The sequence below is a fragment of the Krasilnikoviella flava genome (assembly GCF_900167525.1).
GTDB classification, from domain to species: Bacteria; Actinomycetota; Actinomycetes; order Actinomycetales; family Cellulomonadaceae; genus Isoptericola; species Isoptericola flavus.
The window spans coordinates 1-22,534 of sequence record NZ_FUZQ01000007.1; the positions used below are offsets into that span (position 1 = coordinate 1).

Annotated in this window: 27 protein-coding genes, 1 other RNA gene and 2 pseudogenes; 19 read left to right on the forward strand and 11 right to left on the reverse strand. The window is 71.8% G+C overall.

Going from position 1 to position 22,534, the window contains the following annotated elements:
• Positions 1 to 31: 31 nt before the first annotated feature.
• The 9 genes from B5Y66_RS18035 to B5Y66_RS18075 all read right to left on the reverse strand — a co-directional run bounded on the left by B5Y66_RS18035 (position 32) and on the right by B5Y66_RS18075 (position 6,142).
• A protein-coding gene (locus tag B5Y66_RS18035) for an IS3 family transposase (protein WP_139820890.1) occupies positions 32 to 1,311 on the reverse strand; the annotation gives its coding sequence in 2 pieces (ribosomal slippage) (positions 32 to 1,008 and positions 1,008 to 1,311; 1,281 coding nt in all).
• A gap of 22 nt (positions 1,312 to 1,333) precedes the next feature.
• Positions 1,334 to 1,780 carry a hypothetical protein gene (locus B5Y66_RS18040; RefSeq protein WP_079576024.1) on the reverse strand — a complete coding sequence of 149 codons (447 nt, stop codon included), beginning with the start codon at positions 1,778 to 1,780 and terminating at the stop codon, positions 1,334 to 1,336.
• A 176-nt stretch (positions 1,781 to 1,956) separates the two neighbouring features.
• Complete coding sequence (locus B5Y66_RS18045; RefSeq protein ID WP_139820973.1) at positions 1,957 to 2,292, reverse strand: DUF2511 domain-containing protein; 336 nt, start codon at positions 2,290 to 2,292, stop codon at positions 1,957 to 1,959.
• A gap of 67 nt (positions 2,293 to 2,359) precedes the next feature.
• Positions 2,360 to 2,686: a hypothetical protein gene (locus B5Y66_RS18050; protein ID WP_245807206.1), complete on the reverse strand. Its 327-nt coding sequence runs from the start codon at positions 2,684 to 2,686 to the stop codon at positions 2,360 to 2,362.
• A complete protein-coding gene (locus B5Y66_RS18055) occupies positions 2,670 to 3,308 on the reverse strand; it encodes a hypothetical protein (RefSeq protein WP_139820974.1) in 639 nt (212 codons plus the stop codon). Before B5Y66_RS18055 ends, B5Y66_RS18050 begins: the two co-directional genes overlap by 17 nt.
• Positions 3,309 to 3,456: 148 nt before the next feature.
• Positions 3,457 to 4,218 carry a hypothetical protein gene (locus B5Y66_RS18060; protein WP_139820975.1) on the reverse strand — a complete coding sequence of 254 codons (762 nt, stop codon included), beginning with the start codon at positions 4,216 to 4,218 and terminating at the stop codon, positions 3,457 to 3,459.
• A gap of 319 nt (positions 4,219 to 4,537) precedes the next feature.
• Entirely contained in the window at positions 4,538 to 5,245 is a 708-nt protein-coding gene (locus B5Y66_RS18065; protein ID WP_079576028.1) for a DUF2637 domain-containing protein, read from the reverse strand.
• Positions 5,242 to 5,571, reverse strand: a complete 330-nt coding sequence (locus B5Y66_RS18070) for a hypothetical protein (protein WP_079576029.1) — start codon at positions 5,569 to 5,571, stop codon at positions 5,242 to 5,244. The genes B5Y66_RS18065 and B5Y66_RS18070 overlap by 4 nt, the downstream gene beginning before the upstream one ends.
• A gap of 22 nt (positions 5,572 to 5,593) precedes the next feature.
• Complete coding sequence (locus tag B5Y66_RS18075) at positions 5,594 to 6,142, reverse strand: hypothetical protein (protein ID WP_139820976.1); 549 nt, start codon at positions 6,140 to 6,142, stop codon at positions 5,594 to 5,596.
• A gap of 127 nt (positions 6,143 to 6,269) precedes the next feature.
• Between B5Y66_RS18075 and B5Y66_RS18080 the strand changes: the two are divergent.
• The 9 genes and pseudogenes from B5Y66_RS18080 to B5Y66_RS18115 all read left to right on the forward strand — a co-directional run.
• Positions 6,270 to 6,458: pseudogene (locus B5Y66_RS18080) on the forward strand (type II secretion system F family protein); the annotation flags it as partial.
• Positions 6,459 to 6,517: 59 nt separating this feature from the next.
• Positions 6,518 to 6,706, forward strand: a complete 189-nt coding sequence (locus tag B5Y66_RS18085; RefSeq protein ID WP_079576031.1) for a hypothetical protein — start codon at positions 6,518 to 6,520, stop codon at positions 6,704 to 6,706.
• 1 nt (position 6,707) lies between these two features.
• Positions 6,708 to 6,866, forward strand: a pseudogene (locus tag B5Y66_RS23195) (VOC family protein); the annotation flags it as partial.
• Between the two features lie 79 nt (positions 6,867 to 6,945).
• A complete protein-coding gene (locus B5Y66_RS23200; protein ID WP_281252028.1) occupies positions 6,946 to 7,122 on the forward strand; it encodes a VOC family protein in 177 nt (58 codons plus the stop codon).
• Positions 7,119 to 7,508, forward strand: coding sequence for a TadE/TadG family type IV pilus assembly protein (locus B5Y66_RS18095; RefSeq protein WP_139820977.1), 390 nt, complete (start codon positions 7,119 to 7,121; stop codon positions 7,506 to 7,508). The genes B5Y66_RS23200 and B5Y66_RS18095 overlap by 4 nt, the downstream gene beginning before the upstream one ends.
• Positions 7,505 to 8,002 carry a pilus assembly protein gene (locus tag B5Y66_RS18100; protein ID WP_245807207.1) on the forward strand — a complete coding sequence of 166 codons (498 nt, stop codon included), beginning with the start codon at positions 7,505 to 7,507 and terminating at the stop codon, positions 8,000 to 8,002. The genes B5Y66_RS18095 and B5Y66_RS18100 overlap by 4 nt, the downstream gene beginning before the upstream one ends.
• A gap of 80 nt (positions 8,003 to 8,082) precedes the next feature.
• Entirely contained in the window at positions 8,083 to 8,508 is a 426-nt protein-coding gene (locus B5Y66_RS18105; protein ID WP_079576317.1) for a hypothetical protein, read from the forward strand.
• Positions 8,509 to 8,634: 126 nt separating this feature from the next.
• Positions 8,635 to 9,078, forward strand: a complete 444-nt coding sequence (locus B5Y66_RS18110; protein ID WP_079576032.1) for an RrF2 family transcriptional regulator — start codon at positions 8,635 to 8,637, stop codon at positions 9,076 to 9,078.
• Positions 9,079 to 9,143: 65 nt separating this feature from the next.
• Positions 9,144 to 10,352: a globin domain-containing protein gene (locus B5Y66_RS18115; protein ID WP_079576033.1), complete on the forward strand. Its 1,209-nt coding sequence runs from the start codon at positions 9,144 to 9,146 to the stop codon at positions 10,350 to 10,352.
• Between the two features lie 3 nt (positions 10,353 to 10,355).
• Here B5Y66_RS18115 and B5Y66_RS18120 read toward each other — a convergent pair whose 3' ends face one another.
• Positions 10,356 to 10,892 carry a putative glycolipid-binding domain-containing protein gene (locus B5Y66_RS18120; RefSeq protein WP_079576034.1) on the reverse strand — a complete coding sequence of 179 codons (537 nt, stop codon included), beginning with the start codon at positions 10,890 to 10,892 and terminating at the stop codon, positions 10,356 to 10,358.
• A gap of 83 nt (positions 10,893 to 10,975) precedes the next feature.
• Here B5Y66_RS18120 and B5Y66_RS18125 point away from each other — a divergent pair, with 83 nt between their 5' ends.
• The 9 genes from B5Y66_RS18125 (at position 10,976) to B5Y66_RS18165 (ending at position 20,130) form a co-directional block, all read left to right on the forward strand.
• A complete protein-coding gene (locus tag B5Y66_RS18125; RefSeq protein WP_079576035.1) occupies positions 10,976 to 11,353 on the forward strand; it encodes an ankyrin repeat domain-containing protein in 378 nt (125 codons plus the stop codon).
• Between the two features lie 93 nt (positions 11,354 to 11,446).
• Entirely contained in the window at positions 11,447 to 12,562 is a 1,116-nt protein-coding gene (gene prfB, locus B5Y66_RS18130) for a peptide chain release factor 2 (RefSeq protein ID WP_079576036.1), read from the forward strand.
• A gap of 184 nt (positions 12,563 to 12,746) precedes the next feature.
• Positions 12,747 to 13,694, forward strand: a complete 948-nt coding sequence (gene ftsE / locus B5Y66_RS18135) for a cell division ATP-binding protein FtsE (RefSeq protein ID WP_079576037.1) — start codon at positions 12,747 to 12,749, stop codon at positions 13,692 to 13,694.
• 3 nt (positions 13,695 to 13,697) lie between these two features.
• Positions 13,698 to 14,609 carry a permease-like cell division protein FtsX gene (gene ftsX / locus B5Y66_RS18140; protein WP_079576038.1) on the forward strand — a complete coding sequence of 304 codons (912 nt, stop codon included), beginning with the start codon at positions 13,698 to 13,700 and terminating at the stop codon, positions 14,607 to 14,609.
• Between the two features lie 8 nt (positions 14,610 to 14,617).
• The gene (locus tag B5Y66_RS18145; protein WP_079576039.1) at positions 14,618 to 16,072 is read left to right on the forward strand and encodes a M23 family metallopeptidase; all 1,455 of its coding nucleotides are present in this window, start codon (positions 14,618 to 14,620) and stop codon (positions 16,070 to 16,072) included.
• 90 nt (positions 16,073 to 16,162) lie between these two features.
• Complete coding sequence (gene smpB / locus B5Y66_RS18150) at positions 16,163 to 16,663, forward strand: SsrA-binding protein SmpB (RefSeq protein WP_079576040.1); 501 nt, start codon at positions 16,163 to 16,165, stop codon at positions 16,661 to 16,663.
• 130 nt (positions 16,664 to 16,793) lie between these two features.
• Positions 16,794 to 17,161, forward strand: a transfer-messenger RNA (tmRNA) gene (gene ssrA, locus B5Y66_RS18155).
• Between the two features lie 187 nt (positions 17,162 to 17,348).
• A complete protein-coding gene (locus B5Y66_RS18160) occupies positions 17,349 to 18,395 on the forward strand; it encodes an NAD(P)-dependent alcohol dehydrogenase (RefSeq protein ID WP_079576041.1) in 1,047 nt (348 codons plus the stop codon).
• Between the two features lie 34 nt (positions 18,396 to 18,429).
• On the forward strand, positions 18,430 to 20,130 hold the full coding sequence (locus B5Y66_RS18165; RefSeq protein ID WP_079576042.1) for a beta-N-acetylhexosaminidase: 1,701 nt from the start codon (positions 18,430 to 18,432) through the stop codon (positions 20,128 to 20,130).
• A gap of 16 nt (positions 20,131 to 20,146) precedes the next feature.
• Here B5Y66_RS18165 and B5Y66_RS18170 read toward each other — a convergent pair whose 3' ends face one another.
• Positions 20,147 to 21,169, reverse strand: coding sequence for a DUF4349 domain-containing protein (locus B5Y66_RS18170; RefSeq protein WP_079576043.1), 1,023 nt, complete (start codon positions 21,167 to 21,169; stop codon positions 20,147 to 20,149).
• 179 nt (positions 21,170 to 21,348) lie between these two features.
• Between B5Y66_RS18170 and B5Y66_RS18175 the strand changes: the two genes are divergently transcribed.
• A complete protein-coding gene (locus B5Y66_RS18175; protein WP_079576044.1) occupies positions 21,349 to 22,500 on the forward strand; it encodes an ROK family transcriptional regulator in 1,152 nt (383 codons plus the stop codon).
• Positions 22,501 to 22,534: the final 34 nt, after the last annotated feature.

The following is a 22,534-nucleotide window of genomic DNA, read 5'->3' on the forward strand; positions in this document are numbered from 1 at the left end:
TGAATCGCCCTGGGTCTGATGGAGGCTCTGGTTATTTGATCTCGGCCAGGGCCCTCGACCCCTGCTGGGTAGCGTAGAGGGCGCTCTCGAACTCGGCGGGCGGGACGTCACCGAGGTAGCCGTGCAGGCGCTCGGTGTTGTGCCAGTGGACCCACCCCAGGGTCGCGAGCTCGACGTCCTCGACGCTCTTCCACGGTCCGGGTCGGGCGGGTCCGCGGATGAGTTCGGCCTTGTAGTAGCCATTGACGGTCTCGGCTAACGCGTTGTCATACGAGTCGCCCACCGTCCCGATCGACGGAACCGCGCCGATCTCGGCCAGTCGTTCGCCGTAGCGCAGGCTCGTGAACTGAGATCCGGCGTCGCTGTGACACCTCAGTCCCTCGAGGTGGGTGCCGCGAGACCACCGGGCCATCTCGATCGCGTCCAGGACCATCGTGGTGCGCATGTGCGCCGCGACCCGCCATCCGACGATCATGCGCGAGTAGGCGTCGATGATGAAGCACACGTAGGCCACGCCGGCCCAGGTCGGCACGTAGGTCAAGTCGGTGACCCACAGCTCGTTCGGCGCCATGGCGTTAAAGTCCCGACCGACCAGGTCCGGATGCCGCGGCACGCCCTCGGCCGCCTTGGTGGTGCGGACCCGCTTGGTCCGCCGGGCACCTTCGATGCCCTCGGCGCGCATCAACCGGGCAACCTGGTCCCGACCGATCTCCAGCCCGGCCCGGCGGGCGGCCTTCCACAGCTTCCGTGCGCCGTAGACCCGGTAGTTGTCATCCCACAGCGCCCGCAGCCGCGGGCGCAGCTCGGCGTCACGCAACGCCCGCGCCGAGGCAGGGCGCTTCTTCGCGGCGTAGTACGTGCTCACAGCCACCTGCACCCCTGCCGCGCGCAGCACGGTGCAGATGGACTCGACTGTGAGCCGCGCCCCGTCGACGACATCGCCACGGTTGGCGTCGATGAACGCCACTACCTCTTGTGCTGGCGGTCGAGCTCCGCCCCGAAGAAACTCGCAGCCCGCTTCAAGATCTCGTTCGCGCGCCGCAGCTCCCGGTTCTCCTGCTCCAGCTCCTTGATCCGCCGGGCCTCGCTCGCGGGCACCCCGGGCGCGTAGCCGTCGTCGATCTCGGCCTGCTTGACCCACTGGCGCACCGACTCCACGCCGTAGCCCAGCTGCGAGGCGACCCGCTGCACCGTGCCGTGCTCGGTCCCCAGCTCCGCCCGCAGGGTGCGCACCATCCGCACCGCCGCGGCCTTCTCCTCATCCGAGTACCGCCGCGTCTGCGGCTTCCCGGGCGTCTGCTCCTTCGGCATGGCTCCATCCTCGTTTCCAAGGTCAGGAGCCTCCAAGAAACCCAGGGCGATTCAAGGCGATGGCTGCGATCGCTGACAGCCCCCCGAGCCAGGTGGCCACGAGCACGTTCATACGGTTGCTCTTAGCGGCGATCATGACCTGGGCGACGAGCAGGTCTGCGGTCTGCTCGTCTGGAAGGCCGGCGACCCGTGCCATCTCCAGGATCGAGTCGGTGTCCGGCTCGTCGAGGCTTGCTACCAGCCACATCACAATCAGTAGCAGGCCAGATGCGGCGAGCAGGAAGGCTGCGACGACGGCTTGGCCTGCCGTTTGGGCGACCTGCCACGCGCTCGCGTCGATCGCGGCGGCGATCCCCACCGTGAAGGTGCAGGCAAGCCTCATTCCGTCAACAGTCCACCGCTGCGCTTCGAGCCTGCGCTCTGCCAGCCGATTCAACTCCTGGCCAAGCGCGTTCGACGTGATCGGCATCTGCTCCCCTAGTTCCGCGTCCTCCTGCGTACCTTAGAAGCGGGGCGGCGCCTCATCGTCGGAGGCGCGCAGGCGAGGTTCCGGCGGTCGGAGGGCTGCCTCACCGGGCGGCGTGGCGAGCAATGTTGCCGCGCCGGTCTGTCAGGAGTGTGGGTTGGCTCCGGGTCGTGGACGGGCTAGTACCCGCACTGCTCCAGGACGTAATCAGTGAGGCTGCCGGCGTCGACCTTGAGCCCGTCGACCTCGGGGTCGTCGAGCCAGATCGGGTCAAGGTCGGCGTAGCCCTGACCCTTTGCCAGGCCGTTCAGGGCATACAACTCCCCGTCGGCCTTGACGATGATCGCGTTTCCTTCGCCGCACATGTAGGTCACGCTGTCCACGCTCAGTGGCCAGTCCCAACCCTCCTCCGCCGCGATGTCGGCGCTGATCACGTCGTCCTCGCCGCCACCCGAGCACCCGCTCGCCAGGCCCGCCGAAAGTGCTGCAACCAGCAGCCAAGTCGCTCGCTTCACTGGGCAAGGCAATCATGCAAGCCATTTGGGAGCGGCGCTCTGGCGGGGTGAAATCTGGTACGGAGGCTTACTGCCCCGCCCGGCCTAGTCGCGGACGTCTGGGGATGGTCCGGTAGACGTCGCTCGCGCGGAGCCAGACGTACAGCTCGGTCGCTCCCTGCGCGGCCCCAACTTCGATGACGGCGACCTGCACGTGGCCCTTGGTCCAGCGCACGGCCTCAGCCGGCATGAGCTCCTCGTGCGTGGGCCAGAGCAGGCGGACGATGACGGGGATGCTGCCCTGCGGCTTGAGCGGGACGTGGGGAGGCCGCTCGGCGTTGAGCGGCCTCCGGATGCGCCAGTCCGAATCAGCGTCCGGTCGCTGCCAAGTCTTGCCCTCAGCCTCTCGCTCCACGAGGCGAGCGTAGAACGTGTGTTCGAACAGCCTGAAGCCATGCGCCGAACGGCGCCCGGCGTCCGACCGCTCGGTACCCCCACATGCCAATGCCGCCCCCTCGTGGAGCGCCGGCCAGCTCGTCCGAGATGGCCTGTTCCATGACGCCCTTCGTGACGAGGAAGTCGTGCTCCTGCTCAGTCGCGTAGTCCCGGTTCCCCTCAGTCGGGTTCTCGATCTCCATCAGGTCCGCCTCGACCAGGCGCCGTAGGCCGGTCTCGTACCACAGCACGGCCTGAGTCACGCGATCCGAGGCGTACGCCGTGAGCCTGGCCTGCACGTGCGGCGGGAGCCGAGCGTCGTAGAGGAACGCCCGAAGCCCCTCGGAGGTGTCACCAGTGACCGTGCCTCCGATGACGCCAAGGAGCCGACTTCGCGCTCCGTGCGACCACACAAGGATCTCCTCGTAGAGTTCGGCGCGCTTCGCCCAGAGCCGGTCGTCATTCGCCATCTCGCGCTGCGCCTTGAGCGTGCGCTTCTGGGTCCGGGCGTTGACGAACGGCCCGACGAGCCCGACCAGCAGGGCTACGCCTGCGGCAGCCAAAGCTACCCAGGTCTCAGGCTTGAGGTCGGGTACGTTCATGGACAGATGGTGCCGCATCGCGCCGACAGGCGCTCCGAAACGGGGGAACCTGATGCGGACCTGCGTAGTAGAACGTTGGTAACTCGCATTGCAAGCGTGCTCCCTTCTCACCGATCAGGCGTTTGCCTCCGCGAACTTTCGGGGCGGTTCAGAAAGGGGGTTCATCCGGCATGGCTGGTTGTTCGGGTAAGCGAGATGGCTCGTCGGCGAAGGTGGAGGCGGGCGCGGTCTCGCGCGCTAGCAGGTGGAGGGTTCGAGCAAGCGCCACGGCGGATTGACCGGAAGCGAACGCTGCCGTCCTCGGCGCCGTGGCCGAGTGCGTGGCGGCGTTGGCGAGGGACCATGAGCGGTTGAACCATGCGCGCAGTTGCTCAAACGACGGTCCGGCCAGCCTGGCACTGATGATCTGATCAAAGCGAGCCTTAGCGTCCCCACGCTTCGGTACCTCGGTGCCATCTGGGCACATGGACTCGTCGTAGACAAGATTCACGGCGTCCTTGAGGATCTCGCGCGATCGGCGACCCACGTCCTGCCACTGGTCCAGGTCGCGGGCCGATCCGTACTCGGCGACAAGACCTGCGATTCGCGACTCTAGTGGCGCCCACCTGGCCTCAGTCGTGAGCGCCACGTCCAGCAGCTCGTGACTGTCGCCCATTCTTTCAAGTTCGGCCTGTACGGGTTCGTATGACTCCCTCAGCAGAGAGCGGCGCTCCCTGTAGGTCCCAAGTTCGGAGCAGCGATCCCACCAAGCACTTAAGTCTGACCAGGGGAACGGGTCGTTGACTCCCCGCTGTCGCAATGCCGCTCGAATCCTGTGCGCACGTTCGCGGTAGCGCCGGTCTGCGTCCTTGTCCTTAATGCTCACCTCATGGCGCGATACTGCAATGAGGAGGTCGAACTGGCGCTCCATGAGGGCTACCAGACCATTGGTAGTGGAGGAATCAGGGTCCGGGCTAGGGTCCTTCTCGGGTTGAGCGAAGACGGACGGCCCCCAGGGACCCGCGCTCGCCCCGGACGGGGGAGAGGCTGTTCCCCAGGGATCAGTGGTCATGCCGCCCACGGTAGAGCGCCTGACCGACACCGACGCGCAGACCTGTGGATGAATTCGGCGGCCCGGCGCGGTCCGGTGCCACGTCCTTCCGTCCCGGCGCTACCGCGCCCGCCACCTTCGTCCGGCATCTGGGTCGGAGAACTCCCTCCCCACCGAAGTAAGAGGTACCTGGCCGGTGTCAGGCCGCACGGACCAGGCCGACTGACTCCATGTCCCGGATTGCACGGTCTACCAGCGTTCGGGACATGCCGACGGTTTGAGCGATGTTCTGGTGGCGCTCTCCGCGCCTGTGCATGGACAGGATGAGCGCGAGGTTGTCGCGTGTGCGCTTGGACTGCGGGTGTGTGCTCGCGAGCGTGCTGAGGATGTCGAGTTCGTCGGCCTCGGCGTCGGTCAGTTCGCGGAGCATGACCACGTTGTCCGTGCGCCACACGTCGCCGTCGGGCGTGCTCACGGGGACGGTGCGGGCGTGAGTGCTCGCCACGATGAGGCCGGCGAGGTTCTCTAGAGCCGCGAGAGCAGCGACGGGAGCCAGGGCGACGACGACCGTGCCGATGAAGGGCTGTGCGGCCCCAGGTACGCCCAGGGAGTGCGCCGCATTGCCGAGCAGCGAGACCAGCGTGAAGGACGCCAGCAGGAACCATGAGAACCGCGCGGACTGTCCCCGTGCTCGGCGCACGAGTGCCGACAGGCTGTACACGACGAGGGCGACGTCGAGCATGACGGGGACCGCCCACGACAGCCAGCCGGGGACTCTGGCCCAACCGGCCACGTCGACCAGCGCGTTGAACGACAGCGCGAACGAGGCGAGGAAGACGAGAGCCGTGCCCGTCGAGATCGCAAGGATGACCGGGAGGGAGTCAGGGTTGAGGCGAGGGTTGCTCACTCGTCGTCATCCTTCTTCGCGGAGTTGATGGCGGTGTGGGTCGCCACGACCCACGTGGTCGTGGTGGAGATGGTCAGTTCCGCGAGGACGGCTGCGAGCTGCCGGGCGGCGAGGTGTGGCGGGACGTCGGTAAGGATGCGCTCGTAGACCTTCTGGGCGCGCTTCACGACCCTGTCGGAGGCAGCCTTGGCGACGTCACGGTCGATGACGCCCGAGTTCAGGCTAGCGAAGGTGATCTCACGGACGGCGCTGCTCATGATCTCGTCGAGGTGGATGAACGCGGCGTTCACCTCATCGGTGAACGTCCGGGTCTGGTGGGTGCTCATGGGTTACTCCTTAGTTGGTTGGTCAGGCAGGGAGGTCACGGCGGCACAGGGCGCAGTAGGCGGAGCCTCGCGGCTCGCCGTGCGAGCACTCGTGGTGAGGAGAAGCGTCACGACGGGGAAGCGTCGGGAGACTTCCCCGTGAGGGGGAGGAGGCTTGCAGCGAGTTCCGGATGGCAGGGCGACGACGCTTGCCGAGCACGAACGACAGGCCCACAACACGACGTCGTGTCACTGCCCGTCGCGCCTCGACGGCGGCGTCCTTCATCGAGCGAGCAATGCCAACGAGGGCCAGGACCGCGCCTTTGGCGATGCGCACGTGCGATGGGACGCACTTGCCGGCGACGACGCCGCCACGGCGCCAGATGATGAGCCCTCGCGCCTCGAGCTCGGACAGGCGGGACCTGACCCAACGCTCGGAGTAGCCCGAGGCGTCCGCGAGCTGGGGGGCGGTCACCAGGCCCTCGCCCGAGCCGTAGGGGAGCAGGTCGACCAGGGCGCGGAGCATGGCCCGCGTGCCCTTGTGTTCGGAACCGGAGATCTCGCCCCAACCAGCACGGGCAAGGCTGGTCATGATGTCGCGCGTGGGGGCGTGAGCAGTAAGGTGGGGCACGTCGGGCTACCTCCCGGCCATGCCCCCGAGCCGTTGCAGCGGCTGCGGGGGCTTCTTCGTGGGTAGCGACAGCGGATTGGCCTACAGCGGGACCCCGCTCGCCGACGTGCTGCGTGCTCAGGCGCAGGACGTGCGTGAGTCGGGGCGCCGGGCCTTGATGGAGGCCGGCGGCAAGAAGGAGGTCGCGATGCTCGTTCCCGTGGTCTTCCTCATCCTGCCGATCACCGTCGTCTTCGCCGTGTTCCCGTCCCTCGCGACCCTCCAGATCGGCCTCTGAGCATGCCTGCCGACCTCCGTCCCCGCCGCCACCGCGCGGTGCCACCGAAAGGACCGACCATGCACGACGAGACCGAGAACCTGCCGCCGCGCCACCCCGAGGCCGACGACCCGGAACGTGGCGACGTGCCCGGCTGGGTGCTTGTGACGCTGATGACGGCAGGCCTGGTCGTCGCCCTGTGGGCGATCGCCGGGCCGCTGCTGGAGGACGCGTTCACCCAGGCGATCTCGAGCGTCACGGGTCGCTGAGATGGCGATCGGCCGGCTGCACCACCTGGTGATCGACTGCCCCGACCCCGCCGCCCTGGCGGCGTTCTGGTCGGCGGTGCTCGGCCAGGACGTCACGTACGCCGACGACGACTTCGCCGTCGTCGCGCCCAGCGACCGGCACTCCGGCCTCGCGTTCCAGCGCGCCCCCGACCACCGGCCGCCGGACTGGGGCGACCCGGTCCGGCCGCAGCAGATGCATCTCGACGTGATGGTCGACGATGGTCGACGACGTGGCCGAGGCCCACGGCTGGGTGCTCGCGCTGGGAGCCCGTCGGCTGACGGGCGCCGTGCCGGGCGCGGGCCACGGCGACGTGTACGCGGACCCGGCGGGCCACCCCTTCTGCCTGATCCCGCGCCCGGCGTGGGCGTCGCCGGTCGCGGAGGAACGGGCGTGATCTCGAAGGTCGCGCGCGACGAGGAGTCCGGGTCGGCCGTCGCCGAGTTCGTCATGGTCTCGGCGCTGGTCCTCGCGCTCTTCCTCGCCGTGGTGCAGGTCGCGCTGGCGATGCACGTGCGGGCGCTCGCGATCGATGCCGCCGCCGAGGGCGCCCGGGTCGCGGCGCGTGCCGACCGGGACCTGGCGAGCGGTGCCGTGCGCACGCAGGAGCTGCTCTCTGCCGCGCTGGGCGCCAGGTACGGGGACGACGTGTCCGTGCGCCGGGCCGTCGAGGGCGGTCTCGACGTCGTGGAGGTGACGGTGCAGGTGCCGCTGCCCGTCGTGGGGCTGATCGGCCCGTCGGGCGTGCTCACGCTCGAGGGTCACGCGCTGGAGGAGATGTGACGGCGCGCACGACGCCGGCGCGGACGGCGGCGGAGCCCCGCGAGGTGGACGAGGCCGACGGGATCGACCCCGAGGCGGGGGCGGCGCTGGTGGAGTTCCTCGGCACGGCGGTGCTGCTGCTGGTGCCGCTCGTGTACCTCGTGCTCACGGTGGCCCAGGTGCAGGCGGGCGCGTTCGCGGTCGAGGGCGCGGCGCGGGAGGCGGGGCGAGCGATGGTCACGGCTGATTCCTCGGCGGCAGGCGCCGAGCGCGCCCGGGCCGCCGCCGGCGTCGCGTTCGCCGACCAGGGCTTCGCCGTGGGCGACGGCTCGGTGTCGCTGGAGTGCTCGGCCGACCCTTGCCTCACGCCCGGCGCGACGGTGGGCGTGCGGACGCGCCTGGACGTGCCGCTGCCGTTCGTCCCGCCCGCGCTGCGCAGCTGGGTGCCGCTCGAGATCCCGGTCACGGCCACGCACGTCGCCACCGTCGACGAGTACGGGCAGGCGCGCCCGTGACGGCTCCGTCGACCCGCGGACGGACCGGCGGACGGACCGCCCTGCCGGACCGCGGACGTGGTGACGAGGACGGGCGGATCATGCTGCTCACGGCCGGGATGGTGGCGATCGCGCTCATGATCGTGGGAATGGTGGCGTCGGCCACGGCCGTGCACCTCGACCGCAAGCACCTGTACAACCTGGTCGACGCCGTCGCGGCCGACGCCGCGGACGCGATGCCCCCGGTGCGGTTCTACGAGGGGGAGGCTCGCGCCCCGCAGCGGGAGGCGGTGCCCACGCTCACCGCCGCCGACGTCGAGGGCTCGGTGCGGGACTACCTCGCCGCCCATCCGGGCGAGGCCGAGGGGCTGGACGACCTCCGCGTGGTCGAGGCCACCTCCCCGGACGGCCGGACGGCGCGGGTGCGGCTGGCCGCGACGTCCCACCCGCCGCTGGTGCGGTGGTTCACGGACGCGTTCGGCGGTGGCTTCACCGTCGCTGCCACGTCGTCGGCCCGCGCCGGCTGAGCGCACTGCGGCGCAGGCGCGCGGCGCAACAGGACGATGACGCCGTGCTGACGATGACGGCGTGTTGTGGAACTTCCCACACCCTCAAAGGCGCATCTGAGAGTCCGATTTGGCTACCCTGCGGGTGTGCAGCTCACCGCGTTCACCGACCTCGGTCTGCGCATCGTGATGCGCCTCGCCGTCCTCGACGCCGAGCAGACGGCGACCACGCGCGCGCTCGCCGGCGAGCTGAACGTGCCGGCGACGCACGCGGCGAAGGTCGTCACGCGACTCGGCCGCCTCGGCGTCGTCGATGCCCGTCGCGGCCGGTCGGGCGGGCTGCGGCTCGCCGACGGCGCCCGGGACCTGTCCGTCGGGTTCGTCGCGCGCGAGCTCGAGGGCGACGGCGAGGTCGTCGAGTGCGAGGGGCCGAATCCCTGCCCGCTGCGCGGCGGCTGCCGCCTGCGCGGCGCGCTCGCCCGCGCCCGGGAGGCGTTCTTCGCGGCGCTCGACCCCATGACGATCGCCGACGTCTCCGCCGCACCCACCCGGGACCTGCTGCTCACCATCGGCACCCGCCCGCCCGGCTGACGTCTCCGCCCGGGCGCGCCGCCCTGGGCGAGGAGAACCCCAGAAGGAACAGACAGGAGTCACGCATGCTCACCCCCGAGTCCGCCGCCGTCGTCCGCGCCACGCTGCCCGTGATCGGCGGCGCGATCGGCGACATCACGCCGGTGTTCTACCGACGCATGTTCGCCGCGCACCCCGAGCTGGAGCGCGACCTCTTCAACCGGGGCAACCAGGCCCGCGGCGACCAGCAGCGAGCGCTCGCCGGGGCGATCGCCGCCTACGCGACGCTCCTCGTCGACGACGGCCCGGACCCCCGCACGGTGCTGGCGCGCATCGCGCACAAGCACACGTCGCTGGGGATCCTCCCCGAGCAGTACCCGATCGTGCACGAGCACCTGTTCGCCGCGATCGTCGAGGTGCTCGGCGACGCGGTCACCCCCGAGGTCGCGGCCGCGTGGGACGAGGTCTACTGGGACATGGCGGACGCCCTCGTCGAGATCGAGCTGGGCCTCTACGCCGAGGCCGGCGTCGCACCCGGCGACGTGTGGCGTCAGGTGACGGTCGCCCGGCGCGTGCAGGAGTCGCCGGACACGGTCTCGCTCGAGCTGGTCGCCCCCGACGGCGCGCCGCTGCCCGCCGCCCGGCCTGGCCAGTACGTGTCGGTGGCGGTCGACCTGCCCGACGGTGCCCGCCAGATCCGCCAGTACAGCCTGACGGGTGCCGCCGCGCCCGGGGCCTGGGCGATCTCGGTCAAGTCGATCCCCGCCGGCCCGGACGGCGTCGCACCCGCCGGCGAGGTGTCGAACCACCTGCACGCCAACGCCTTCGAGGGCGACGGCCTCGAGGTCTCGACCCCCTTCGGCGAGCTCACCCTGGTCGACGGGGACAACCCGCTGGTGCTGGTCTCCGCGGGCATCGGCATCACGCCGATGATCGGCTTCCTGCACCACCTGCGCAGCGCGGGCACCACGCGGCGCGTCGTCGTGCTGCACGCCGACCGGTCGCCCGCACGGCACGCGCACCGGGCCGAGCTGCGCGCGCTCGTCGACGACATCCCGACGGCGGAGCTGCACCGCTGGTACGAGGACCTCGGTACCCGGCCCGCGCAGGACCGGCTGCACTCCGGCCTCATCGACCTGGACGGTCTCGACCTGCCGCACGACGCCGACGCGTACCTCTGCGGCCCGGCGCCCTTCATGACCGTCGTCCAGTCCGCCCTGCTCGGCCGCGGCATCACGACCGACCGGATCCATCACGAGGTGTTCGGCCCCGGGCACGAGATCGCCGCGGCGTGAGCCTCACGCCCCCGGGGGCCGGCGGGTGAACAGACCAGGGTGGTCGACGACGAACCCGTCGGCGTCCACCGAGATCTCGCTGTGGAAGTCGTCGTCGCGCGACTCGTAGACGTAGCGGTCCGCGGCCAGGCGGGTGTACCGCTGCGGGTCGGGAGCGACCTCGAAGGACTCCCCGTCGACGTAGGCCGTCACGATGTCGGCCGCCGCCTCGACCGTGAGGCCGAGGCGGCGGATCGGCAGCGTGTTGGTGAACGGGCTGAACGACAGGTCCACGTCCACGGCGTCCGCCAGGTCGGGCCGGAGGACGCCGTCCACCCACCAGTCGCCGCCGTCGTCCCGGCTGAGGTCGAGCTGGCGCCCGTCGGACGACCGCAGCCGCAGCGCCTGGAAGACCCACGCGAGGTCGAGGTCCATCGCGTACTCCAGCCGCACCGGCCCGAGGTCGACGACCGACCGGGCGCGCAGGTGGTCGTCGCGGCGGAGCACGTCGAGGTGCTCGATGCTGCCGGTCCTCAGCCCGCGCCACCGGTACGTGGTCATGACCGACCGCCTCCACGCTCGCCTCGGCCCCCTGGGTCCAGCATCGACCCGGCGCGGCACCCCCGCCCGGTAGATTCGCGCGCATGACCGACGACAAGCTGCCCGTCGACCTGGACCAGATGTTCGACCTCGCCCGCGCGGGAGCCGGCCTGCTCCTGGAGTTCGTCGACGCGGGCGTCCCGGCCGACCACGCCGACGCGGCGGGGAACACCCTGCTCATGCTCGCGGCCTACCACGGGCACGTCGGCCTCGTGCGGGGCCTCGCGGCGCGCGGCGCCGACGTCGACCGCGTCAACGCGCGCGGGCAGTCGCCGCTGGCCGGCGCCGTCTTCAAGGGCTCCGACGACGTGGTCGTGGCCCTTCTCGCCGCGGGAGCCGACCCCGACGCCGGTGCGCCCAGCGCGCGGGACACGGCGCAGGTGTTCGGCCGCGGGCTGCCGGACCCGCCGGCCGGCGCCTGACGTCGGCCGCCCTCCGGGAGTCGCGGCCCTCCGCGAGGCCCTCGACCGCGACCCGGGCGGGGGAGCAGCGCGCGGCGGGTAACCTTGAGGATCGTGGCCACCATCGACTTTCCCGCAGAGATCAAGGCGCTGCGCGCCACCCTCGAGTCCATCGAGGCCGTGAGCGACCCCACCGTCCTGCAGGCGAAGATCGACGACCTCACGCAGCAGGCCACCGCCCCCGACCTCTGGGACGACCCGGAGAAGGCCCAGCAGGTGACGTCCGCGCTGTCCATCGCGCAGAACGAGCTGCAGCGCGTCGAGAGGCTCGGACGTCGTATCGACGACGTCGAGACCCTGGTGGAGCTGGGCCAGGAGATGGAGGACGAGGACTCCCTGACGGAGGCGGAGGGCGAGATCGCCGCGGTCCGCAAGGACCTGGACATCCTCGAGGTCCGCACCCTCCTGAGCGGCGAGTACGACGCGCGCGATGCCGTCGTCACGATCCGCGCGGGCGCCGGGGGCGTCGACGCCGCGGACTTCGCCGAGATGCTCATGCGCATGTACCTGCGCTGGGCCGAGCGCCACGGCTACCCGACGAAGGTCATGGACACCTCGTACGCGGAAGAGGCCGGTCTCAAGTCGGCGACCTTCGAGGTGAACGCGCCGTACGCCTTCGGGAACCTCTCCGTCGAGGCCGGCACGCACCGCCTCGTGCGCATCTCGCCGTTCGACAACCAGGGGCGGCGCCAGACGTCGTTCGCCGCCGTCGAGGTCGTGCCGCTCATCGAGCAGACGGACTCCGTCGAGATCCCCGAGTCCGAGCTGAAGATCGACGTGTTCCGGTCGTCGGGCCCCGGCGGGCAGTCCGTGAACACCACGGACTCCGCCGTGCGGATGACCCACCTCCCGACGGGCACCGTCGTGTCGATGCAGAACGAGAAGTCGCAGATCCAGAACCGCGCCGCCGCCCTGCGCGTCATGCAGTCCCGCCTGCTGCTCATCCGGCAGCAGGAGGAGGCGGCGAAGAAGAAGGAGCTCGCGGGCGACATCAAGGCGAGCTGGGGCGACCAGATGCGCTCCTATGTGCTGCAGCCGTACCAGATGGTCAAGGACCTGCGCACCGAGCACGAGTCGGGCAACACGCAGGCCGTGTTCGACGGTGCCATCGACGACTTCATCGAGGCCGGGATCCGCTGGCGTCGCTCCGGCGGCGCCGACGCCGCCTGACGCCCGGCGGTGCGGATCGATCGCTCCGGGCGACGGATCCGACCCGTGACTCACCGGCGTGTCCTTCGCGCCACCCTCCCCGCCGGGTGCGACTCTCGGAAATCGGGCGGCCCGGCCCAGGTGCGACACGACGTCGCGCCCGCTCCGGCGCCGCACGGTCGACCTGGCAGGGGAGAGGCACGTCGTGATCCGGTTCGAGAACGTCTCGAAGGTCTACGCCCGAGGGGCGCGGCCCGCGCTCGACGACGTCTCCGTCGACGTCTCGAGGGGGGAGTTCGTCTTCCTCGTGGGTGCCTCCGGCTCGGGCAAGAGCACGTTCCTGCGGCTCGTGCTGCGCGAGGAACGGCCCACGGGCGGCAAGGTGTACGTCGCGGGTCGTGACCTGTCCCGGCTGTCCAGCTGGAAGGTGCCGTCCCTGCGGCGCAGCATCGGTGTCGTCTTCCAGGACTTCCGCCTGCTGCCGGGCAAGACCGTGCACGAGAACGTCGCGTTCGCCCTGCAGGTGATCGGCAAGCCGCGGCACACCATCCGCACCACGGTGCCCGAGGTGCTGGAGATGGTGGGCCTGGACGGCAAGGAGAAGCGGCTGCCGCACGAGCTGTCCGGCGGCGAGCAGCAGCGCGTCGCGATCGCGCGGGCGTTCGTCAACCGGCCCCAGATCCTGCTCGCGGACGAGCCGACGGGCAACCTCGATCCCACGACGTCGCTCGGCATCATGCGTCTGCTCGACCGGATCAACCGCACCGGCACCACGGTGGTCATGGCCACGCACGACGACGAGATCGTCAACGAGATGCGCAAGCGCGTCGTCGAGCTGTCGACCGGCTCGGTGGTGCGCGACGAGGTGGACGCCGTCTACGGCGAGCGGGAGTCGATCCTCCCGCAGGTGGGACAGACACCGGTGCTCGACGCCCCGGGCCGCGGCGCACGGGCGGTGCAGCGGGTGCAGGTCACCCCCGAGCCGGCGGACCTCGAGGCAGAGCGCGCCGCGGAGGCCGCGGCCGCGCGGACCGCGACGGTGCAGGAGCCGGAACGGGAGCCGGCACCTGAGACCCGGGGGTCGTCGGCGGACGAGGTGGTGCAGCAGGTGCTGCGCGAGCACGAGCGCGTGCGCGCGGGACGGGAGGCCTGAGGCGTGCGGCTCCAGTTCGTCCTCACCGAGGTCCTCCAGGGCCTGCGGCGCAACCTGTCGATGGTGATCTCGGTCGTCCTCGTGACCTTCGTGTCCCTGACCTTCGTGGGCGCGGCCGCGCTGCTGCAGACGCAGGTCACCAAGCTCAAGGGGGACTGGTACGACCTCGTCGAGGTCTCGGTCTTCCTCTGCCCGACGGGTTCCACCGCGCCGACGTGCGCGGACGGCGAGGCCACCGAGGAGCAGGTCGACACGCTCGAGAACGTGATCGACACCGAGCTGTCCGACGTCGTCGCCACCACGTACTTCGAGAGCAAGGCGGACGCGTTCGAGGCGTTCACCCAGCTCTACCCCGACGGGTACCAGGGCACCCAGCTCACCGAGGACGACATGCAGTCGTCGTTCCGGCTCAAGCTCGTCGACCCCGAGCAGTACCAGGTGGTCGACGACGTGCTCGAGGGCCGCTCGGGCGTCGAGGTCGTGGAGGACCAGCGCGAGGTCTTCGAACCGCTGTTCCTCGCGCTCGGGCGCGCGTCCCTGCTGGCGGCCGGGCTCGCGGGCGTCATGCTGCTGGCCGCGGTGCTGCTGATCACGACGACCATCCGGCTGTCCGCGGTGTCGCGGCGCCGGGAGACCGGCATCATGCGCCTGGTCGGCGCGTCGAACCTGTTCGTGCAGCTGCCGTTCATGCTGGAGGGCGCGATCGCCGCGCTGGTGGGCGCGCTGCTCGCCGTGGGCGGGCTCTGGCTCGCCGTGCAGTACCTGGTGACGGACTGGCTCCAGGACTCCGTCGACTGGGTGGCGTACGTGGACGTGGGCGACGTCCTCCTCATCGCACCGCTGCTCATCGGCATCGCCGTGCTCCTGGCGGTGGTGTCGTCCGTGGTGACGCTCAACCGGTACACGAGGGTGTGAGATCGCAGATGACGACGACGGACGGCGTCGGACGACGCGTGCTGGGCGGCCTGGTGGTCGCGGTGCTGGTGCTGGGCGGGGCGACGACGTCGGCGACCGTGTCCGCAAGCGTGTCCGCACGCACCGCGGCGGCGGACGACATCGACGACCAGCGCGCCGCCGCGGAGGCGAAGCAGCGCGCGAAGGAGCGCGAGCGCGACGGCCTCCAGGAGGAGCTCGAGGACACGAACGCCAAGTACCGCCAGGCGGTCCTGGACCTCAACGAGGTGGAGGGCCGGCTGCCGGTGGCGCAGGCCGAGCTCGCCGCCGCGGAGGCGGCGCTCGAGGAGGCGCGGCGCAAGGCCGCGATCCTCGCGCAGCGGCTGTCGGACGCCGAGGCCGAGGAGTCCTCCGTCGCCGGTGAGATCGCCGCCGGCAAGGGCAAGGTCGAGGCGGCGCGCGCCGACGTCGTGCAGATGGCGCGCCAGGCGTACCGCAACGGCGACGACACCAGCACGCTCGGCATCGTCACGGGCGCGCAGTCCACCGAGGACTTCCTCGAGGAGTTCGCCGTGTCGTCGTCCGCGGCGCGCAGCCAGGCCCGCACGCTGACCGACCTGCAGGACGCCGAGGCGGTGGCGCGCAACCAGCAGGCGCGCCTGGAGGCGATCCGGTCGGCCATCGCGGACCTCAAGCGCGAGGCCGACGCGAACGTGGTGGCGGCGGAGAAGGCGCAGCGCCAGGCGGCGGACCGCAAGGCCGAGGTGGAGCGCCTCATCAGCCAGCAGCGCAAGCTCAAGGCGTCGATCGAGGCGCAGAAGGCCAACGCGCTCGAAGAGCTCAAGGCGAACGAGCAGGCGCAGACGAGCCTCGAGTCGCAGATCAAGGACATCATCGCCAAGCAGAAGGCCCGCGACGCCCGGATCGCCGAGGAGCGCCGCAAGGCCGAGGAAGCGGCGCGCAAGAAGGCGGCCGCCGAGCGCCGCAGCAACACCAGCGGCGGCGGAGGCGGAGGCGGTTCCAGCAACGACGGCGGCTCCGGCGGTGGCGGTGGCGGTGGCGGCGGTTCGTCGTCCTCCGGCCCGTTCCTCGGCTGGCCGACGAACTACCACGTCGTGACCAGCTCGTACGGGATGCGGTTCCACCCGACGCTGCACTACTGGCGGCTGCACGCCGGCACGGACATCCGCACGTACTGCGGCACGCCGGTCTACGCCGCGCAGAGCGGGTACGTCGAGCAGGCGCACTACACGTCCGGCGGCGGCAACAACGTGCTCATCAATCACGGGTCGTACCAGGGGGACAACGTGATGTCCCGGTACCTGCACCTGAGCTACGACACCGTGGGCGTGGGCGAGAAGGTCGGCAAGGGCGAGATCATCGGGTACTCAGGCTCCACCGGGACCTCGGCGGCGTGCCACCTGCACTTCGAGGTGTACGTGAACGGCAGCACGACGGACCCGATGGGCGGCTGGCTGAACTGACGTCCGCGGAGCGCGGAAAAGCCCTGGCCGCACGGGCGCGCTCCCGTATCCTGGGTCGTCGCGAGTCCGCGATGCCGGGAGGAGGAGAGCATGTCCAGGGCCAAGGGTGGCGCCAAGAAGAAGCAGGGCGATCCGCGCGCGATCGTGGCGAACAACAAGAAGGCCCGCCACGACTACGTGATCGAGGACGTCGTCGAGGCCGGGATCGTCCTGTCCGGCACGGAGGTCAAGGCGCTCCGGATGGGGCGCGCGTCGCTGCTCGACGGGTACGCCGTGATCGACCACGGGGAGGCCTGGCTCGAGAACGTGCACATCCCCGAGTACTTCCAGGGCACCTGGAACAACCACTCGCCGCGGCGCAAGCGCAAGCTGCTGCTGCACCGCGAGGAGATCGACCGGCTCGGCGTGAAGTCGCGCGAGAAGGGGCACACCCTGATCCCGCTGAGCCTGTACTTCCTGGACGGCCGCGCCAAGGTCGAGATCGCCCTGGCGCGCGGCAAGAAGGAGTACGACAAGCGGCAGACCCTGCGCGAGCAGCAGGACATGCGCGAGGCGCAGCGCGCCATCCGGCACCAGGAGCTGCTGGGCTGAACGGGCAGCGGCCGCGGACCCGTGCGGAAATAACGACGCGCCCGGGGCGGTTGATCCTCTAGACTGAAGGACGTCGGCGCGGGGTCACCCTCGCCGGCAGGGTCGGCAGACCCGGTTTGAAAAATGCATAGGGGCTGATCGGTTTCGACGGTGGTCGTGCTTCGAGGAGAAGCGGGCCGAGGATGCAGGCTCATCTCGTGAACGCTTGCCTGCAAACCTATAGGTGCCGATAACAAGCGCACCGACTTCGCCCTCGCCGCCTGAGCGAGTCTCGAAGTCCGTGAGCCCGGGATTGCTCTCGACCCGGTAGCTCACGTCATCTAGAGAGCCACTGCTCGCCGCCCTCGTCACCGGGGCGGCGGGGACACCTAGGTGACTGGGCCCGTCCGCACCTTGTCTGCGTGAGTGCGGGGGCCGAGAAAAGCACAGCAGACTGCGCCCGGAGAAGTCCTCGAAAGGCGCCACCGGACCCGGGTTCGATTCCCGGCAGCTCCACCCCACGACAAGGCCCCGCCGGCCACGAGCCGGCGGGGCCTTTGTCGTGCCCGCCCGGGGGCCCGGCGGGTGGCGAAGGCCACGTCGGTCGGATGCCCGGAGCATGCACCCGTCGAGCGTACTGTTGAAAAGTGAACGATTCGCCGCCGGGCGGACCGTCCTGACATCCGCCGAGGAGAGAGGCACCGCTGTGCGCGCCGTCGTGTTCGAGAACTTCCAGACCTTCCCGGAGCTGAAGGAGGTCGACCGACCGACGCCGGGGCCGGGCGAGGTCCTCCTCAAGGTCGCCGGCTCGGGTGCGTGCCACTCCGACGTGAGCATCTACCGCGAGTTCACCGCCGGTGCGCCCGGGGCCCAGAACCCCCCGTTCGTGCTCGGGCACGAGGTGTCGGGCTGGGTCGAGGAGCTCGGCCAGGGGGTCGACGGCGTGCAGGTGGGCGACGCCTACCTCGTGTACGGCCCGATCGGCTGCGGCCGCTGCGCGGCCTGCTCCCGTGGCCAGGACACCTACTGCGAGAACGTGGCGAGCATGCCCTACCTCGCGACCGGCATCGGTCGTGACGGCGGTATGGCCGAGTACGTGCGCGTGCCGGTGCGCAACCTCGTCCCGCTCGGCGACGCCGACCCGGTGGCTGCCGCGCCCCTGAGCGACGCGGGTCTCACCCCGTACCACGCGATCAAGCTGGCGCTGCCGAACCTGGCGGGCGGCGGCAAGTTCGCCCTCGTGATCGGGCTCGGCGGGCTCGGCCAGGTCGCGGTGCAGATCCTCACCGCGCTCACCGGCGCCACCGTGATCGCCACCGACACCAAGCCCGAGGCGATGGAGCGGGCGGCCGCGAACGGTGCCGTGACGGTGCCGGGCGGTGAGGGGCAGGTCGAGGCGATCCGCGCGATCACCGGCGGCAGGGGCGTCGACGCCGCGTTCGACTTCGTGGGGGCCACCCCGACGATCCGCACGGCGCAGGCGTCGATGGCCCGCCAGGGCCGGCTCACCGTCGTCGGGATCGCGGGCGGGACCGCCGAGTGGTCGTTCTTCGCCAACCCCTACGAGGCCACGATCACGAACACCTACTGGGGCACGATCGAGGACCTCCACGAGGTCGTGGCGATGTACCGCGCGGGGCAGATCACGCCGCAGGTGCAGCGCTACTCGCTCGACCAGGCGCTGGACGCCTACCGCGACCTGGAGGCCGGGAAGGTGGCCGGGCGCGCCGTCGTCGTGCCGCACACCGCCTGACGGTCCCGCGCGACCGTTCACTAGGGTGGCGCCCATGCCGCACGCCACCGACGTCGTCCCCGCCCCCGCCTCTCTGCACGAGGGCGGGGGCGAGGTCGTCCTGCCCGACGGCGCCCGGGTCGCCGCCGACCCGGGCATGCGCCCCGCAGCGCGGTGGTGGCGGCGGGCGAGCGAGGACGCCTTCGGCGTCGACCTGGTGCCCGCAGAGCCGGGCGGCGCGGCGGACGTGACGTTCGTCCGTGACCCGGCAGTCCCCGTCGGCGGCTACCGGCTGACCGTCGCCGACCGGGGCGGGCACGCGCTCGTGCACGTCGCCGCGACGGACGGCGCGGGCGCCCTCGCGGGCGCGCAGACGCTGCGCCAGCTCGCGGGCCCGCAGGCGTTCCGACGCGCGGGCAGCGCGCCGCTCGCGCTGCCGGTCGTGACCGTCGAGGACGGACCGCGGTTCGGCTGGCGCGGTGTGCTGCTCGACGTCGCCCGGCACTTCCTGCCGAAGGCGGACGTGCTGCGCTTCGTGGACCTCGCGGCGGCCCACCACCTCAACGTGCTGCAGCTCCACCTCACCGACGACCAGGGGTGGCGGATCGAGGTCCAGCGGTACCCGCGGCTCACGCAAGCCGGGTCGTGGCGACGCGAGTCGGGTGTCGGCACCTGGCGCGCGGAGCGCTACGACGGGCGGCCGCACGGCGGGTACTACACGCGGGACGACCTGCGAGAGATCGTGGCCTACGCGCGCGAGCGCGGCGTGACCGTCGTGCCCGAGATCGGGTCGCCGGGGCACGTGCAGGCGCTCCTCACTGCGTACCCGGAGCTGGCCGCGCGGCCCGGGGCGCACGAGGTGCGCACCACCTGGGGCATCAGCGAGGACGTGATCGACCCGTCGCCCGCGGCCGTCGACTTCTTCGCCGGCGTCCTGGACGAGGTGTGCGACGTGTTCGACTCGCCGTTCGTCGCCCTCGGCGGCGACGAGGTGCCCACGACCGCCTGGCGCGAGCGGCCGGACATCGTCGCGCGTGCCGCCGCGCTCGGCCTCGTCGGTCCGGACGGCGAGGGGGACGTCACCCGGCTGCACGGCTGGTTCCTCTCCCGACTCGCGGACCACCTGCGCTCGAAGGGCCGCCGCGCCGTCGTCTGGGACGAGGCGTTCGGCCCCGACCTGCCGCGCGACGTCGTCGTGACCTGCTGGCGCGGGCACACCGTCGCCGCGGACGCGCTCGCGGCCGGGCACGACGTCGTGATGGCGCCCGAGCAGGAGGTGTACCTCGACCATCGTGCTGCCGAGGGCGACGACGAGCCGGTGCCCGTCGGGTTCGCGCGCACCGTGGACGACGTCCGCGCGTTCGAGCCGCTGCCCGCGGGGCTCCTGGCCGTGCGTCCCGAGCTGGCGGCCGACCTGCCCGGCACGCTGCTGGGGGCCCAGGCACAGGTGTGGAGCGAGCACCTCGACTCCGTGCGACGCCTCGACTACGCGGCGTTCCCCCGCCTCGTCGCGTTCGCGGAGGCGGTCTGGAACCCGGCGGCGTCGGGGTTCGACCGGCGCCTGCGCGAGGCGCACCTGGCGCGGCTCGACGCCGCGGGCGTCGAGTACCGCCCGCTCGACGGGCCGCGGCCCTGGCAGCGCCGTCCTGGCGTGGCGGGCTACCCGCGCGACCTCGCCGCCGAGCGCGCGACCGCCGGCTGGGCCGGGATGGGCGGCTGGGTCGAGGGGCGCGACGGCGCGGAGCCGGGCGAGTAGCGGCCCGGGCGCGGCGTCAGCGCCCCGCGGGTACCGGCTCGGAGGAGTCCTCGGGCTCGGACGGCAGCGGGGCCGGCGACGGTGCGCCCGGCCCGTCCGGGCCCGGGTCGTCCGAGCCGTCGGGGGAGCCGCCGGCCGACCCGCCCGTCGCGTCGGCGGACGGCCGCGTGCGACGGCGCAGCCAGCGGTAGCCGAGGTACCCGAACCCGGCGAGTGCGAGCCAGGGGAGCAGCACGCCGACGACGAGGACGACCGTCTGCACCGTCGTGACCAGGGCGCCCCAGCCCGACGCGAGCCCGCCGAGGAAGCCGCCGCGCGACTGGGCGGCGGCTACCGGCTCGGGGACGATCGAGACGTCGAGCGTGGACATCGCCACCTGGTCGGACAGGCGCTGGCGCTGGGCGGTCAGCGCGTCGAGGTCGGCCTGGCGGTCGGACAGCTCCTGCTCCACCTGGAGCAGGTCCTCCGTGCTCCCGGCCGTCGTCATGAGCTCGCGGAGCCGGTCGGTGGAGGTGGTCAGTGCCGCGATCCGGGCGTCGAGGTCCTGGCCCTCGCCCGTCACGTCCGTGCTCTGCACGTCGACGTCCTCGACGGTGCCGAGCGTGTCCAGCGCCTCCACGGCGCCGGTCATCCGGTCGGAGGGCAGCCGCACGGTCATCGAGGCCGACCCGGGCGTGTCGTCCGTGGCGGCGGTCTCGGAGCGCCGTTCGACGCGGCCGCCGGCCTCCTCCACGAGCCGTGCGAGCCGGGTCGCGGCCGCCGCCGGGTCGTCGGCGACGACCGTCGCGCTGCCGGTGGTGACGACCTCGCGCGCCGCGGCGGCACCGGGCTCTTCGGCACCCTCCGCGAGCGCCGCGTCGGCCTGCTCCGCGCCGACGTCCGCGGCCGCGCCCGCGCTGTCCGTCCCCACCGCCGACGACTCGGCGCCCGCGCCGTCGCCGCCCGACGAACAGGCCGTCACGACCAACAGGAGGGCCGTGACCAGAGCCGCGACGACGGGTGCGCGGCGGGTCGGTTCCCGGCGCTGGGTGGCAGGCATGGCTCAGAGCGTAGGGCGGGGTGGTGCCCTGCTCGGGCCCGTCCGCAGGATCGTGATCCGACCGTGCCGTGACCGTGACCTTGGCCGACGCCGGCCGACCGTCACGATCCGGTCACGCCTGACGTCCCGGGTCCGCGGCGGATTGACAGAGAGCTAGTTAAGACGCTGTACTAACAAACATGTCCACGCCGACGACGCGCACAGCACGACGAGGTCTGGGTGCCGGCCTGCGAGCCACCTCCAAGGTGCTCCCCGAGCACGCCCGGGCGCACAACCGTGCCCTGGTGCTCCAGCACCTGTTCCACGAGGGCCCGACGTCCCGGGCCGACCTGGCCCGCGCGACCTCGCTGACCCGCGTGACGATCTCCGACCTCGTGAACGTCCTCCTCGCCGAGGGCCTGGTCGAGGAGCTGGGCGTGCAACCCGGCCGCCGCGTTGGCAAGCCGGCCATCCTCGTGGGCATGCGCACCGACGCCTACCAGATCGTGGCCGTCGACCTGTCGGACGACGCCGTGATGCGGGGCGCCGTCATGACGCTCACCGGCGAGGCCGTGGTGCGCCGCTCCCTGCCGGTGGCGGGACAGGTCGGCGACGAGCTCGTGGGCCTGCTCACGCGCTTCGCGCGCACCCTGATCTCCGCGGCCACGCGCCCTGTCATCGGTGTCGGTGTCGGCTCTCCCGGCGTCGTCGACGACTCCGGCCGCGTGATCGAGGCGCCGAACCGCCAGTGGACCGACCTGCCGCTCGCCGCGATCCTCACCGACCGCCTCGCGCTGCCCGTGCACGTCGCCAACGACGCGAACTCCGCGGCGCTCGGCGAGTACACCTACGGCGGTGCCGCCGACTCGATGCTCGTGCTCACCGTCGGGCAGGGCGTGGGGGCTGGCGTCATGGTCGACGGGTCGCGCGTGCACGGTGCCGTCGACGCCGCGGGCGAGCTCGGGCACGTCACCGTGGTGGACGACGGCGAGCTCTGCGCGTGCGGCCGCCGCGGCTGCCTCGAGACCGTGCTCGCCGCCCCGGCGCTGCGCCGCGCCGTCGCGGGCCTGGACCCGGCCGCCGCGGACGAGGCCCTGGCGGGCGTCGGCCGCACCCTCGGCACGGCGCTCGCGCCCGTCGTGGGCGCCCTCAACCTCGGCGAGGTGCTGCTCAGCGGCCCCGCCGACCTGCTCGACGGCGCGCTGCGCACCGCCGCCCTGCAGACCCTGACCGACCGCACGATGCCGGCCACCGCCGTCGGCCTGCGGCTCCGGATGGCCACGCTCGACGAGGACGTCGTCCTCGCCGGGGCGGCCGTCCTGGTGCTGGCCGCCCAGCTCGGGGTCTCCTGACCCCCTGAACGACGACCACCACCGCGGGCGCCGA